Genomic DNA, 15,245 nt, shown 5'->3' with positions numbered 1-15,245 from the left:
ACGCACCGTGAAGATATGAACCAGAGTGCTGATCCCTATAGAGTGTGAGAACGGACTCGACTACTCACTGTGGTTTGCGCTCATCGACAGTAGTATAGCGAGAGTGCCTCGGGGCGTGCCACCGTGGTACTTCATATGAAGACCAACGGAAATGGTATTTACAGTACATCATCGGTAAAGCCGGTTGTGGCGGTCGGGTTCGTATGGCTCACCGGCTGCGTCGAAATCTTCGGTACGTGACAGAAATAGCGTGCTGAATTCGGAGAATGTGTCCACAAAGACATTAGAAGTAATCACTCACTCTTGGTATAGAGATTTGATCAACACCCGTATCAGCCGCTGTCGTGAAGTCGTCGAGTGAGTTAAAGAAGCGGGTGCTGAGTGCTGCTTGTAGTTGCCTCCAACATTCTGTAACCGGAGTTCGCTCCGGTGAGTACGCCGCCGCCTGAAAATACGGCACCCCATTTGGCTCGATGATCAGAATTAGTCTTCCGATTCGTTCCATAACTCGAGAATGATGTGCTTTGCGTGGGCGGCGGTAGCGTACTCTTCGAATCGAGAGAAAAACGATCAGCATTTTCCGTGATCGCGTCCAAGAGAGATATCCAGTCGCGTTGGCCGAGTAATTTGACGGACGGCCGCGTGTCGCGTGGTTTCCACGCGGTACGCGGCTCAACTTGGACGGATTTCTTGATTTGATCGATGTAGACTATTGTGGCGTCCATTTTCCACCGCTTTTTTTGAGTTCGTCACGGAACGATTCTTGCTCGTCAGCATTGGATTCGGCGGCTGGTCGGCGTGGTTTTTGATAGCTCAATCCCGCTTCGTTGAGCAACCGTCGACAGCTCGGGACCGAGTACTCGACATCATACCGCTCATCGAGATATTGCTGAACAAGCGCCGGCGTCCATGCCGACGCGTCAAACCCAACTTCCACGGGTGGTTCGTGGACAGTTTCTTTGAACTCTTGTTGCTCTTTTTCTGAGAGCTTTCGCTTTCTCCCGGGTCGCTGAGCATCAGTTACAGCCTGCTCAAGTGGCTCGTCGGTGTCGAGTCGCTTGAGCCAACTATAAATTGTCCGTCGCTGAATGCCGTACCACTCGGCGAGTTCAGTCTGCGTGATACCATTCTTGTATGCAATTGCAGCTAACAACCGTTGTGTCGGCTTGCTTTCCTCAACGTTGGCAAGAGCATTCTGGAGTTCTTCGACAGAAATTTCGTCGAGATGATCCATTGTGTATAGCTACGATATATGGGCAGGTAATTCTAACGGTCACTACCGGATATTGACTCCTCTAGGGGTGCTGTTCAGATAAGAGTTTGAAGAAACGAGGAGATGGAGTTCTAGGTATCAATGGTCGGATACACCAGTCTCAACGGTCCTATACCAGAAATTCAGTTAGGACCTGGGGAGCGAGAAGCGACACCACACGAGCGGATGAAATTGGATATTCAGCTCCATTTGTCTGAATTGTTACCTCTAAATGGTATCCCTCAATTAGAGAGGTTCTGTGTCAAATATCCCATGCTCTTCTCGGAAGAAAACCTGGAACATCCGGTGTTCGGTGGATTCACCCCCGAAGCATTGGAAGAGCTCGCCGGGACCATCCACTCCGACCGTCCTGCCTTCGCTAAACAGTTTATCAGTGATATGTTTGCTGACCCATCTTCAGCGGAACGGATCGATGAAATGTACGCGGGGACCATGAAGACACCAACGTCGGTAGCACGGCGATTATGAAGAACGGAGCTGAGAGTGCCCTCCGCGATGTGGTTTCTGAGATACCCATCTCAATGCTTCTACTCTACGGCGAGCAGAGTACGGTCTATCCCAGTGACCTGGGCGAGTGGATGCACAGTTAGATTCCCAACTCGGAACGTTTGCTGTTCCTGGAAAGTGGCCACTGTCCATTCTGGGAAGAACCAGACTCGTTCAACGAAGCGGTCACTTCATTTGTCGAGCAGATTGTCGACCGCGACACGGGAATTGAGGGGGTAAGCTATTTACCCTTGCGACAGGGGCTACTTTCTCGTCATGCGGGGCGTTCAATCTGGGTTTCTGGTTTATATTTGATAGAATGAGAGGCTTGTGTTCAGTTCGCACACCTACCGAACGGCTGTTTCACAACTAAGGGCGTGAAACGAACAGCGGCTACCTGCTGCATGCACCCTTTGTGTCTCGCATGACGATTATATTAGTTTCTCTGAATGTTAATTCGGCACGTGCTGCATACAGGGCGCGAATGCAGCATGGAACATCCCCGATAGATGTCTGATCAGTTCGCCCAGTATCGGGAGCTATAGAGTAGATTGATGAGTGAGAGTTCGGCATAAAATCCATATTATATAAGTGTTAATTGATTATAACGGAACTTATACATCTTTTTATATGGACTGTGGGTGAAGAGTTGTCCGAGTCGGTCCCAACTGCTGCAGTGAGATACGCAGAGAGACACGAGTCATGAGCAACGAACCACCGGATGCGACGGCGAATGGGACTTCGAACCGCTGCGGGCAACGCGCCGAACCGCACTTCACGGGGCGGGCCTCGCCGGAATACTCGCACTGAGCGCCAGCAGCGCCAGCGCAAGAGTAGCAGAAGAAACCACCCGACTACACGCAGCAGATGGGGTTTTATGCCGTCTGACGGTGGAAGAGCCGACGCAATGCCAACGTACATCACGCTGTTAAACTGGACGCAAAAAGGGATTGAGAACGTCGAAGATAGTCTCGATCGAGACGAAGCCGGAGCCAAAATAGTTGAGTCGCAGGGGGGAGAGGTCAAAGACGTATATTATACGATGGGATCGTACGACAACGTCGTGATCTCTGAATTCCCCGACGATGAACGTTACGCGAAGGCCATACTGAAGGTCGAAAGTGAAGGGTATATCACTGGTCAGACGCTCAAAGCCCTCCCCGAAGATATTATCAGAGAGTTCCCCGAATAGCGTCCACCCTGCAATGCTACGTCGTGGACCAGACCAACGACGATGAGACAAGACGTACGTCACACGACAGAATGTGATCGAGGCACTCGATGCAGCGGGTATGATCCGGGCAAGGCGTATACGTGGACAAATCTCACCGGAGCCTTCGGGGCTGTCGTCTTTCTGTGTTCTGACCTGTATCTGAAGTCCGCTATTATAACTGCTCCCCCTCTTCGTGCTCCCCCTCTTCGTCAGTCAGCTCCGGACGAACTCGATTCGAGCCCGTCCGCTCGAGTCGACGAGAGCACCCAGGTCCGTGACCAGCCTCTAACTGACCATCGAGCAGCAACGTACAGCGAGCACGGCATTCGTCGCAGCGAAATTCCCGGCTCTTCGTCGGCAGGGGATTGGCCGACTGATTCTGCCGAAGGCGGTCGGCGTCCGCGTCGGAGATCGTCACGCCGACCACCCCGGCACAATTATTTTCCTTCCGCCAGCTCTAATTCGTACAAATCCGGTAGAGTTAAAAGCTGTATGGGGTCGGAGGGATTTGAACCCCCGATCGACTGATATCTCCGGTGCGTCTCGGAACTCCAGAGGGTCATCACACGGACACTGATCAGGTGTCCGATCAGTATATCAGTCTGGAGTGTCGTCCCGGACGCGGTGCCTCTGGAGTCAGTCGCCATGCCTGGCTTGGCCACGACCCCGCGTGTCTTCGTTGGCGTATCCAGCCTAAAGTGGTTTCGATTCGAGATAGAATCGGGCTACAGCCAGGGGGCTCGACCCGCCGTCTCCGTCACATCATCACTCGGATACGTCCTCGGTTCGTCGTCGCTCTTGGTACCGCTCGGGTCGTTCTCGGTCGAACGCTCGCTAGCACCGCCATCCGTCAACGCCCCCATCTGAACGGCCACGTCGTCGGCATCGGTATTCGGATTCGAGTCCGTGCCGTCGGCGCCGGTGAACGAGGGGTCAACGGCGAACAGGCCGGCGACCACGAGGGCGGCAAGCGGCGCCTGGCCGAAGGCCATGCCGAGCAGTGAAAGTGGGAGCAAGCCCAGCGCAACCGCACTCCCGAAGCGGAACCGGTCGATGTCCATGTACTCTCGGAGGTAGGGACCGAAGAGGGCGACGGTCAGTGCGAAGGCCACTCCGACTGCTGCCGCAAGGGTCGCGTGGGCGACGAGGACCGGATTGGTCATCACCTCGAACGTTGCGCTGGAGGGGTCGATGCTTGCGACCAGCCCCAGTCCGAGGACGACGACGGGGTTCGGTAGATACTCACCGATAGTCGCGCTGGCGGTCTTGGCCGCAATGGTTGCGATGACGAGCGCTGCGAACCGCTCGAAGATGACGATGTCGATGACGCTCTCGATGGCGGGCGAGAGCGCGGCCTCCAGTGCTGCGAGGAAGATCAACGGTACTCCGACGAGTAAGACGACAGCTGCCTGCTCTCGGGGGGTACCGTCCATGTCGGCGAGGATGACGGCGACGGTGGCGCTCCCGCCGAATATCAGTAACCCGACCTGAATTGCGCCGAGCGGGTCGCTGAGGGCATCTGCGAGGATCAGCGCGGGGAAGACGCCATCGACCAAGGGAAGCATCATCACTAGCGCGAGGAGCCTGGCGTCACCCCCGACGATGCGCTCCATACGGAGCGCAACCGGATGCTGTGACGTACTCATCGGTCAGGGCCGATGGCCGTAACCCGGGGCCTGTGGGTGAGAGGATAGACAATCCCGTACCGACTGGTTCGCACACCAGTCGTTCCCATTGGCATTCGTGCCGGGTGCTGTGAGTTTCGATGTAAAATTCCCGAATTCGGCAATGAAGACGGAGTCGAAGCGCGTCCGGCCGACGGTTCGGGCTGCGGCTGTACTCACAGCGTACATATCCATAAGGACAACCGGGCACTCAATAAACGTTGTGTGAGAGAGGTTTTCACGATTTAGCGAATATTCGCCAGTAACGGGCACATTCGGAGAGAAATGCACACAACTGGTCGGCATATCGGCGTTGATCTCGTCGATCCGCTTAGGTACATGCTGTTAGTGTGGGGAGTGATGGGAAGGCCGAGTAGAGTGACAGTATGCGAACGGCAACGTGGATCCCCTATCTCCTGTTCGAAGTGATTGACCGCAACGAACACGTCGCTTGAGGACCTCGTCGTTTCCCGGTCGACAGACTCACTGTGGCGGTGTGCAGATCAGCCGTTGTGAGCCCAATCAACCGTACACACCCGCGTTCATCTCGCAACGTTTTTTGCCCGGGGGACCGGACGGTTTACATGGCGAACGACGTTCCCGAGCACGAGCCCTATTCTTCGAAACTCCAGGTACCGGAAGCGCTAACGTTCGACGACGTCCTTCTCCGGCCGAAGGAAAGCCGTGTCGAACCCGACGACGCGGACCTCACGTCACGCGTTTCCAGGAACGTCGAGGTTTCCGTCCCGATCCTCTCGGCGGCGATGGACACGGTCACCGAAAGCGACATGGCCATCGCGATGGCGCGTCACGGCGGTCTCGGCGTTCTCCATCGAAATATGAACATCGACGAGATGGTCGATGAAATCGAACGTATCAAAAGCGCCGACGAACTCATCATCCCCCTCGAGTCCGTAGTCACCGCGGACCCTGAGATGTCCGTTCGCGAAGTCGATGAACTGATGGCCCGGCAGGGCGTCGGCGGCGCGCCCGTTGTCGACGCCAATGGGGAGGTGCTGGGGATCATCTCGAGTACCGACATCCGGCCCCACCTCGAGGTCAACGAGGACGACCCGGTCACCGAGGCGATGACGGACGAGGTTATTACGGCTCACCAAGACATCGACGCCCGTGACGCGTTCGATCTGATGTACGATCACAAAATTGAGCGCGTCCCAGTGGTCGACGGTCAGAACTTGCTGGTCGGTCTCGTCACGATGCAGGGCATCCTCCAGCGTCGGGAATACAAGGAGGCCGTTCGAGACGACGACGGTCGGCTTCGCTGTGGTGCCGCTGTCAGCCCGTTCGAATCGGATCGTGCACTCGCGGCCGACGAAGCCGGTGCGGACGTTCTGTTTATCGATACCGCGCACGCGCACAACCTGAATGTTGTCGACGGTGCTCGAGAGATCAAAGAATCCGTCGACGCTGACGTCGTGGTCGGCAACATCGGAACCCGTGAGGCGGCCGAGGATCTGGTCGATTTCGCTGATGGGCTGAAAGTGGGGATCGGTCCGGGTTCGATCTGTACCACCCGCGTCGTCTCGGGGTCCGGGATGCCACAGATCACGGCCGTCGCGCAGGTCGCAGACGTCGCCGCTGATCACGACGTGCCCGTGATCGCCGACGGTGGCATCCGCTACTCCGGTGACGCTATCAAGGCAATCGCCGCCGGTGCTGATGCGGTCATGCTCGGCTCTTACTTCGCCGGAACTGACGAAGCGCCGGGCCGCGTCGTCACGATGAACGGGAAGAAGTACAAGCAATACCGCGGCATGGGTTCCGTCGGCGCGATGAAATCCGGCGACACCGACCGGTACCTCAAAGAGGAACCCGACGAAGACGACGAATACGTTCCGGAGGGCGTCGAAGCTGCCACGCCGTACAAGGGGACGCTCAAGTCCGAACTCCACCAGCTCGCTGGAGGGATGCAATCGGGGATGGGATACGTCGGCGCGGAGACGATTCCGGCGTTCAAAGAACGATCGGAGTTCGTTCGCGTCTCTGCGGCCGGACAGGCCGAAAGCCACGCTCACGACGTCGTGATCACCGACGAGGCACCGAACTACTCGCCAGACAGCGAATGACTGTCCGGCCGAGACGCGCCTGGCTGGCGCGCTGACCCGACCCTGATCTCTCGGCCGAGAGCGCTATTGTGAGATTCAACGACGTCTAGTTCCGTCGCAATCCAGGAGGAGAGCGTCGAACGAACGTGATCACTACGGATCTACGGCGGGCGTAGTGAAGGCACCTTCGTCGAGTTCGGGATCGTACTCCTCGATAGCGGCGCGGGTGAGAGCAAATACGCCATTTTTGGACCAGCGGGCGGTGTTGATATGTAAGTCGTAGAACCCGCGGTCGTCGATATCGATCTCGTAATAGGATCTGTAGCGACCGGCTTCGCTGACCTCGCGAATGCGCATTTCGGCTTCTGTTTCGACGCGTTCGGCGATGCGCTCGAGACGAACATCCTCCGGCGCATCGAGCCAGATGCGGAGATCCGCTCGCTCACCGGCCAACCACCCTGCCAACCGGGACTCGAGAATGAACGGTTTGTTAGCCATCCCCCACTTTTCGGCGATCTGCTGGAGTCGCCGGTCGAGCGCACGATCGATCTCGTCGGATTCGTCCGCTTTCGCAGTGAGCTGGTTGAGGCTCATGTCACGGTCGTCGGCGAGTTCGCGGAATATATCGCCGCCGGAGACGACCGGACAGTCCATTTCCTCGGAGAGGCGTTCACAAAGCGTCGTCGCCCCACAACCCGGCGGCCCGGAGACGGTGATGAAAAGCGTCGTGTCGATCCCCGTGGCCGAACTGTCTGCTGAAGCCATACGTAGATCCATTCGGCTCCCCCTGAAAAGGTTCCGGCTGTATGCCGATACCGGATCAGGGTGTCTATCGTTCGTCTCCGCCGAGGGAAACAGCCAGCCGAAATGCGCGTTCGAGGTCCGCCAGCAGGATGGAATTCAGAGCGTAAACGAGTTCCCACACTCGGTACACGACAGTCGAAACGCCTGGTCGTCAGTGAGTTCGAGGCCGTGACCGAGTTCGTCTTCGCATTCCTGGCAGTAAACCATCGATTCGATCTGGTCCCAGTCGTGTTGCGCCTTCGGCGCGCCGAAGGCGAAGCCGACGACCCGTTCCTCGGTATCGTTGTAGCCGTGCTGGAAGTCGCCCGGCGCAAATCGAATTACCTCTGCTTCGTCGACGGTGACCTCTCCGTCTTTGGTGTCGAAGGTCGCGGTTCCCTGTTGGACGTAAAAGACCTCCTCCTGATCGTGGTGCGTGTGTAGCCCGCCAGAGAACGACTCACCGGGCTCGAGTTCGAAGTAATTCATCGCGAAGTCGGAAAATCCGAGCGCGTCCGAGACGGGCCGCCTGATCGAGTGGACTTCCATCGGATTGACTTCGACATCGACGTCATCGATTGCGATTTTCTCCATGAACCGATATTCGTCTCTCGACTCAAAAATCTCGTGGAAGAGGATGACAATCACGATGAGGTGTGTGGAGGACGAAGAGTAACGCCTACAGTCGTGCGACCCCGAAAGCCGCACGTGAACCGTCGTAGGGTACTTCGTTCCGTCGGGGTCGCTGCCACCATCAGTCTCTCCGGCTGCGTCGAGACGCTACAAGAACACTACCAGGGGAGTTTTCGAGGCCTGGTGCCGGTCGAAATCTACAGCGAGGCGGACCAGTACTACAATCTCACGCTCGAGGCCTACGATCCGGAAACGAACCAGCAAACGTACGACGAGAGCTACACGATCACGGCCGGTCAATCGGCGACGTCGCCCCATCTCAACGCGACGGAACAGCTCTTTCGCGCGACCAAGCTCGGACAGGACAACGAGCGATTGGCGGTCAGTGAAGGAACGATAACGCCGAGTACAACCCTCGTCGTCGTTCGAATCCCCGACGATGGCCTGAAACTGGACATCCAGCGAGAGGACAGTGCAGGATCCGGTCCCGCCAGCGAAGCCGGAACAGGTGGTCTCGAGACGGCCGGCTCGACATCGTTCGACGGCGACGTGAACGATTCCGAGACGACAGGTTATATGGCCGACGCTGACACGAACGACTCCACTGCCGATTCTAATACAGATTGACATCCTCCCGCGCCTGAAGACGCGGAAATTCCACGGTACCGCACCACTGGATGAGGATATTACGGTGTGCAGTCTACCACCTCTGTCCGAGGTTGGAATCCTTGGGAGAGGGTGTGAAGGTAGACTGCTGGCTGTGCCAACCAGCCGATACTCCTATACCCGGACAACTGCCCGGAAGACTCGGAGTGACTTCCGTTCAAGCTGAGACGGATACTCTCGCACGAGAGGGCGAGGCCGCCGGCGTGTCACTGCCGCACCGGTGTGACGCGCGGTGAGCGACGACGCCGCGACAGACGGACGTGAAGGCCGTCAAACGTGGGCCAGTCGGACGGATTGTTCACGCCAAGTCACGGATACGGATGAAACGCCCGCTCGAGGTTCGGTTCGAAGCCGAGATCCCGTGGGACCTCCTCAGCCCGATCGTCGAAGAAAGGGTCACCGGTGAAAAGCGGCTGTGCGCCGGGAACGACGACACGAACGGCCTCGAAACCGATCTGATCGACGTCGCGAGTCGTCAATCTAGTCGCGTACGGTGTCAGATCCGCGTCGACCGCCCGCGCACACAGCGACTCGAGACGATCGAGCCCGGTCGGGACGGGATCGGGCCCGACGCTGGCCGCTGGAACTGCGCGCTCGACGTCGACGAACTTCTGTGCGTGATCGGGGAACGACGCGTACTCCCCGATCGCGCCGCCCGCGTCCGCAGCGTCTTCGGGACCGAGACTCCGCAGTTCCAGCCAGTTCTGAAGCGCTTCCTCGAGCGCCGACGTCGCGGCCCCAGCAGCGTCGAGGCCGGCGGCCGAGCCGACTGCGAACGCTGGCCAGTCGGCTTCCGCGGTCGACCCTCGCTCTCGCCCGTCAAACCCGTCCGAGTCGCGATGGACCGCCACTGCCACGACGGGGACGTCGATGTCCTGGGTGACGAGCAGCGGTGTCACCGATAACCCCTCGCTCCGGGCGCGCCGCTCGAGCGTCTCGAACGCCTGTTGATCGACCGACAGCCCGAGCGGCTCGAACGTCGAGTACCAGGCCAGCATCGTCGCGTCCCGCTCGAGTACCTCGGTCAGTCCGGATAGCAGGGCGTCGACCGTCGAGGAGCCAAGCCCCAGTCCGGTCGTAATTGGCGGGACCAGTTCCGTTCCCGGTTGAGGGAATTGGACCGCCGCCGCTGGCAAGTATGCTGGTTCGCCGGTCTCCAGATTCTCGGCGGGAACCCAGCGATGCACGTCGCTCGAATCGTAGGCGGGTGCGTCGTCGGGCCGGACGAGCGCCGTCGGAGGAACCGCGTTTTCGAGGTCGCTCTCGCGTCCGTGGACGAAGTCAGAATCGCGATAGACGCCGGCACAGTATCGCTCGAGGCCCTCGCCGACGGCTTTCATCAGTGCCGCGTTCCAGTCGACCGCGACGCCGGCCGCCTGCCGCGGAGCGCTCGTGTCGCTAAACGCGGTCGTATCCGCGACCGTCGCGAGATAGTAGGGAGTCGGGAACGATTCGATCTCGCCGATGCTCGATACAGGACCGACACGGTCGTCGATCGCGCCTTCCGCGTGTTCGACGGCGTCGTCGAGCGACAGCGTGTCTGTGTCCCGCTCGAGCGTCCGGTCCCGCGATCCATCTCCGCACTCGCAACCGGGGACGGGCAACAAGGACCGTCGAGCGTGTGGGACTTCCCGAACCTGCCCGATGATCGAACCGTCGTCCCCCGACAGGACGCGGACGCACTCCCGACCGGCGATTGCCCCGGCGAGTCGCGCTGCGCTCCGATCCGCCTGCGGCTTCTCAGCGAGGTCCTCGGCCTCGAGATTCGACGTCACTCTGGCGCGGAGACAGTCGAAGCAGCCGGTCGCCGGCGCAAAGCCCGTTACGGCCGCGTCGACCGGCGGTAGCGAGTGACCCCCGATTCCGCCGATCTCGACGGCGACCCATGGCGTACCGCCGTCGAGCGCGGCTTCGTTCGCACGCTCGAACGTCGCCGAACCGACGACGTCACTGACGACGGCGAACCGGGCATCGGAGATGGTACCGGGACCCGCCTCTCGGACGTCGATATCGACGTCTTCGAGCGCCGCAACGACGGCCTCTCGAACCGGATCGTCACCCGCGAAGTGGACGTTCATATCGCTGTCCTCTTGTCCTGACGGGAAAAACGCCCCGTTCCGGATCGCCACGCTCGTCTCGGAATCTCGAGTGGAGAGGGGGTGGCGGGACACGAGGGATTGCCGGGACCTACTCCTCGGGCGACGCTGCGGAATCGACGTAGACGAGTTCGTCCGCCGACTCGAGTAGGTGGACGCCCCAGGTGACGGTCACCGGAACGAGCGCCGTGGTGAAGACAGCGATGAAGACGAGGATCGAGAGTATGTCGTTCCCGATGACGCCCGTTTCGTAGGCGATCTGAGCGATAATGATCTCGACTGTTCCGCGGCCGTTCATGCCGAGGCCGACGACGAGTCCCTCGCGGGAGGAGAGCTTCGTCGGCAGCGAAAACAACCACGAGCCGATGATTTTCCCGGCGAACGCGACGACGACGAGCGCGACTAAGACGCTCCCGGAATCGAGGAACACGCTGAACCCGATTTCGAAGCCCACGGTAACGAAGAAGATGGGAGCGAACAACCCCATCGCGAGGTCGTAAATGACCGTGTACATGTGATCGTAGAGCGAGGGCTCGACGTCGGCCTGACGGATGAACAACCCCGCGATGAACCCGCCGATGATCATGTGGAGGTCCGCGAGCGTCGCCAGCTGTGCGAACAACAGGGAAACGAGCAGTGCGAACGTGAACCCGCTGGTTCGATCGACGAAGCCGTACCGCTCGCGCTGTCGTTCGATGAACTGCCACGCGATCGGCAAGAAGCTGTTACCGAGGACCAACGTTACTGCGAAAAAGCCGATCGCCTGAACGATGGTGAGCCCGATTTGGATCGGATCGAGCCCACCCGCGACCACGTAGCTGTTGACGCCAGCGAACACGACGAGAACGCCCACGTCGGACGCGAGGGCGCCGCCGAGCAACACGTTCGCGATCCGCGTATCGAGTAGGTCGAGGTCGGCGAGAATTCGGGATTTGGTCGCCAGCGACGTCGCCGCCATCGCGAGTCCGAGAAAGAGGGCCGCGTCTATGGGAAGGCCGATGACGACGCCGGAGGCGTAACCGAGCCCGAACGGGATGACGAAGGCTCCGATGGCGATCAACAGCGCTGGCGGGCCGAGCTCGAACAGCTCGCGGAGATCGACCTCCATGCCAACGTAGACCATCAGGAGGAACACCCCCAGTTCGGCCAGCACGGTGAGTAGTTCAGAGGGCCACAATATCCCGAGGAGTGCGGGACCGAACACGATGCCGGCGAACAGCTCCCCCATCATCGCCGGATAGCCGAAGCGCTCGGCGAGTGCACCGAACACCCACGCGACCGTCAACACGAGCAGGAGACTGAGGATGTCGATTGAGACCGATTCCACCATTGGCTACCACCGCACGTACTGATCCGAGCGTGGACATCGGCGATTACCGTCGTGGACGCGCCAGCAACAGCTGCTCACGGGGTGATTCATACACACTGGGCAGTCGAATCGACGGCCCACAGCTACTTTACTTGGGTGGATATCTTAATATTTTGATACGAACGGCGACGTCAGTCGTCGACGCTCGGTTCGACGTCGTCGCCCAGTCCGGGAGACGACGGGCCGTCGGTCACGTCGACGCGACGCCAGGTCCCCCGGCGGTACCAGCCGTAGGCGAGACCGGCACCGAGGACGTTCGACGCGGCGAACGCGAGCCATATCCCGCGGTAGCCGAGGGCCGATTGTGAGAGCGTCGCCGCGATCGGAAGGCGCACGAGACCGTAGATTACGAGAACGATCCCGGCCGCGGTGAGCGTCTTTCCGGTGCCCCGGAAGCTGCCGTTGTAGGCTCGCATGACGCCGATGAAACCGAACGATGGCGCGACGTACCGGAGAAACGTCACGCCGACGTCGATGACCTGCGTGTCGTCGGTGAACGCGGCGATGATCGGCTCTGCACCGACCCACGCCACGACGCCCAGCGCGCCGAGGCCGACGAGCATGGTTCGAGCCGCGAAGTCGGCGGCGGCTTTCGCTCGCTCCGGTTTGCCCGCGCCGACGTTCTGGCCGGTCATCGTCTCGACGCCGCGGGCGACCGCGATCGCCGGGAGGAAGATCACCGAGAACACCCGCGTACCGATTCCGTATGCGGCGACGACGTACGTGGGGAAGAGTCCGACGATCACTAGCAGTAAATTGATCGAGAGCGCGCGACCCATTCCCTCGATCGATGCCGGAAACCCGATCCCGACGAGTTTTTTGGCGAACGAGAGGTCGGGACGCATCTGTCGGAGGCGTATGCGGACGCCTCGGGTCCCGCGAAACATGATCGCCAGCCCGACGACGAGCGCGAGGGCACGCGAGAAGACCGTCGCGATAGCCGCGCCCTGAATCCCGAGTTCGGGAAACGGACCCCAGCCGAAGATCAAGAAGGGGTCGAGAACGACGTTGAGGAGGACGGAGCCGAACATCACCAGCATCGGCGTGATTGTGTCGCCGTAACCCCGCATGAGCGCGATAAACACGAAAAAGCCGAACATGAAGGCCATGCCGAGCGAGATGACCTGCATGTAGTCGGTCGCCAGCGGCAACACGTCCGGCGATGCACCGAAGAGGCCGAGCAGTTGCTCGACGAAGACGTAGCCGATGACTCCGAGGATCACTGCACCGAGCAGCGACAGCGCGACGGTCTGGGAGGCGGCGTATTCCGCCTCGGCTTCCTCGTTCGCGCCGGTATGCTGAGCGACGAGGACGCTCCCGGCGACGGACAGCCCCATCCCGACCGAGATGAGCAGGAACACCATCGGGAACGCGAAGCTGATCGCAGCCAACGCCTCCGTGCTGTACTGGCCGAGCCAGAACGTGTCGATGAGGTTGTACGCGGTCTGTAGCAAGTTCGTTACGATGATCGGTAGCGATAGGTAGAACAGCGGCCGAGCGATGTCGCCCGACGTCAAATCGAACTCATCACGGCCCTTGAACAGCCCCGTAAATTGCCCGGAGACCCGCCGCCGGAACCAGCTGACGAGCCGATCGAGAAGACTCATTCGCCTGCCTCCGTCTCAGTCTCAGACTCGTCACGACCCGCACTCTCTTCATCATGTTCGCTCGAGTCCGCCGATCGAAGTGTTTCGGCGATGTACGCGTGGACGTGGCATTTCGTCAGTTCGGGTGACCGATCGACCGCGGCCGCTCGCGTCTGCGCGCCGTTAATCAGCGTCACAAGGAAGTCGGCCGTCTCGTCCGGATCGACGACCTCCCGGAACTCCCCTGCTTCGCGGCCGTCCGCGACGAGGCCCGCGATTCGGTCGTGGAGCGCGTTGTCGAACTCGCTCAGTCGCTCGCGGTAGGCATCGTTGTACGGTGACTGGGCCTTGATCTCGAGGAGCGCCGTTCGGAATTCCTCGGCAGAATCCTCGTCGGCCGGCGTCAGTAATTCATCGAGAAACTCGTGGAGTCGTTCGGTCGGCGTCTCGCCCGGAATCGACTCGGTTCGGGCCTCGAATTCCTCCAACAGATACTCCAGAAACGACTCGAGGAGGTCCTGTTTGCCCTCGAAGTGGTAGTGCAACGTCCCCTTGCTCTTGTCCGATTCGGCGGCGATATCCTGCATCGTTAGCTCCGCGTAGCCGTGTTTGCACAGCGCTCGATACGTCGCCTCCATGAGATCCGTAATCGTCTCGTCCGTCATTCAGGAAGGTCCTACTCGAACTTACTGACTGGCCAGTCAAAAGGGCTTTGTAATCGGTGAAACGGGCCGGATCGATCGAACTCAGACGGCAAAGACGGCAGTGGACGAGTTCCTCTCGACCGACGTTGACTTCGTCTCGACGGACTGGCCGCCTCCCGGGTCGGGGCGGCTACTCCCGGTCCCGAAGTCGCTCGAGGACCGCTCTGGCGTTTTCGACCGCCTGCTCTTTCTTCGCGGGATAGGCCTCGACCTTCGCACGAAACGTGATGCCGTCGCCGAGACGGACCGCTCCTTCGAAGGCGGCCTGTTTGTCGAATCGCAGAAACAGTTCGGTGTTCTCGGTGACCCGTTCGTCGAGTTCGTCGATCAACTCGTCGAATCGCTCGAGGTCCGCGAGTCTGGAGAGGACGTGCCGGACGTCGTCGGCCTTCTCGACGCGAGCCGAGAGGACGAGGATGCGGTCGCCGTAGTGGCCCTCGCTCTCGGCGCGGTCGATTTCAAACTCCTCGGGGAGAAGGGTTCGAAGCGCTTGCTCGACGCGTTTTTGATCCTCGGTGGCGTAGCAGAACGTTCGTAAATCGATGTAGTGTAACGGTATCTGTGGCATCTACGGGTCGGGGTGGTGTGCGTTGCAGGACCGGTAGTCGGTCGGATCCGGTGGTGGTTGACTGGATTGATACGGTCTGCTGTAACGATGTACCGGTACAACCGCAGAACGGTTGCGGTTGCACCGGCAATGACTTAC

Annotated in this window: 12 protein-coding genes, 1 tRNA gene and 1 pseudogene; 4 read left to right on the top strand and 10 right to left on the bottom strand. The window is 59.9% G+C overall.

Annotation, left to right across the window (positions count from 1 at the left end):
• Window positions 1–283 precede the first annotated feature (283 nt).
• Window positions 284–1,234, bottom strand: a pseudogene (locus tag NJU76_RS16340) (IS630 family transposase).
• A 120-nt stretch (window positions 1,235–1,354) separates the two neighbouring features.
• On the opposite strand from NJU76_RS16340, the gene NJU76_RS27075 reads away from it, so the two are divergent.
• Window positions 1,355–1,741, top strand: coding sequence for a hypothetical protein (locus tag NJU76_RS27075; RefSeq protein WP_425604285.1), 387 nt, complete (start codon window positions 1,355–1,357; stop codon window positions 1,739–1,741).
• A 925-nt stretch (window positions 1,742–2,666) separates the two neighbouring features.
• The gene (locus NJU76_RS16330) at window positions 2,667–2,951 is read left to right on the top strand and encodes a GYD domain-containing protein (protein ID WP_254530414.1); all 285 of its coding nucleotides are present in this window, start codon (window positions 2,667–2,669) and stop codon (window positions 2,949–2,951) included.
• Window positions 2,952–3,465: 514 nt separating this feature from the next.
• On the opposite strand, the gene NJU76_RS16325 is transcribed toward NJU76_RS16330, so the two are convergent.
• Together NJU76_RS16325 and NJU76_RS16320 are read right to left on the bottom strand one after the other, a co-directional pair.
• Window positions 3,466–3,640 (bottom strand) — tRNA-Trp (locus NJU76_RS16325).
• Window positions 3,641–3,697: 57 nt separating this feature from the next.
• On the bottom strand, window positions 3,698–4,618 hold the full coding sequence (locus NJU76_RS16320) for a DUF5794 domain-containing protein (RefSeq protein ID WP_254530413.1): 921 nt from the start codon (window positions 4,616–4,618) through the stop codon (window positions 3,698–3,700).
• Window positions 4,619–5,220: 602 nt separating this feature from the next.
• On the opposite strand from NJU76_RS16320, the gene guaB reads away from it, so the two are divergent.
• Window positions 5,221–6,723 carry an IMP dehydrogenase gene (guaB, locus tag NJU76_RS16315; RefSeq protein WP_254530412.1) on the top strand — a complete coding sequence of 501 codons (1,503 nt, stop codon included), beginning with the start codon at window positions 5,221–5,223 and terminating at the stop codon, window positions 6,721–6,723.
• 132 nt (window positions 6,724–6,855) lie between these two features.
• Here guaB and cmk read toward each other — a convergent pair whose 3' ends face one another.
• Complete coding sequence (gene cmk / locus NJU76_RS16310) at window positions 6,856–7,467, bottom strand: (d)CMP kinase (protein ID WP_254530411.1); 612 nt, start codon at window positions 7,465–7,467, stop codon at window positions 6,856–6,858.
• 135 nt (window positions 7,468–7,602) lie between these two features.
• Window positions 7,603–8,079, bottom strand: a complete 477-nt coding sequence (locus tag NJU76_RS16305) for a cupin domain-containing protein (RefSeq protein WP_254530410.1) — start codon at window positions 8,077–8,079, stop codon at window positions 7,603–7,605.
• A gap of 222 nt (window positions 8,080–8,301) precedes the next feature.
• Between NJU76_RS16305 and NJU76_RS16300 the strand changes: the two genes are divergently transcribed.
• The gene (locus tag NJU76_RS16300) at window positions 8,302–8,745 is read left to right on the top strand and encodes a hypothetical protein (protein WP_254530409.1); all 444 of its coding nucleotides are present in this window, start codon (window positions 8,302–8,304) and stop codon (window positions 8,743–8,745) included.
• A 347-nt stretch (window positions 8,746–9,092) separates the two neighbouring features.
• On the opposite strand, the gene NJU76_RS16290 is transcribed toward NJU76_RS16300, so the two are convergent.
• The 5 genes from NJU76_RS16290 to NJU76_RS16270 form a co-directional block, all read right to left on the bottom strand.
• The gene (locus NJU76_RS16290; protein ID WP_254530408.1) at window positions 9,093–10,862 is read right to left on the bottom strand and encodes a YcaO-like family protein; all 1,770 of its coding nucleotides are present in this window, start codon (window positions 10,860–10,862) and stop codon (window positions 9,093–9,095) included.
• A gap of 109 nt (window positions 10,863–10,971) precedes the next feature.
• On the bottom strand, window positions 10,972–12,210 hold the full coding sequence (locus NJU76_RS16285; protein ID WP_254530407.1) for a cation:proton antiporter: 1,239 nt from the start codon (window positions 12,208–12,210) through the stop codon (window positions 10,972–10,974).
• A gap of 170 nt (window positions 12,211–12,380) precedes the next feature.
• Window positions 12,381–13,856, bottom strand: coding sequence for an MATE family efflux transporter (locus NJU76_RS16280; protein WP_254530406.1), 1,476 nt, complete (start codon window positions 13,854–13,856; stop codon window positions 12,381–12,383).
• Entirely contained in the window at window positions 13,853–14,500 is a 648-nt protein-coding gene (locus NJU76_RS16275; protein ID WP_254530405.1) for a TetR/AcrR family transcriptional regulator, read from the bottom strand. The genes NJU76_RS16280 and NJU76_RS16275 overlap by 4 nt, the downstream gene beginning before the upstream one ends.
• Before the next feature lie 169 nt (window positions 14,501–14,669).
• Complete coding sequence (locus NJU76_RS16270; protein WP_254530404.1) at window positions 14,670–15,107, bottom strand: RNA-binding protein; 438 nt, start codon at window positions 15,105–15,107, stop codon at window positions 14,670–14,672.
• Between the last annotated feature and the right edge of the window lie 138 nt (window positions 15,108–15,245).

It is taken from the genome of Natrinema gelatinilyticum (assembly GCF_024266705.1).
GTDB classification, from domain to species: domain Archaea; phylum Halobacteriota; class Halobacteria; order Halobacteriales; family Natrialbaceae; genus Natrinema; species Natrinema gelatinilyticum.
Note: the sequence above shows the minus strand (reverse complement) of the source record. Positions and strands in the feature narration are given on the sequence as shown.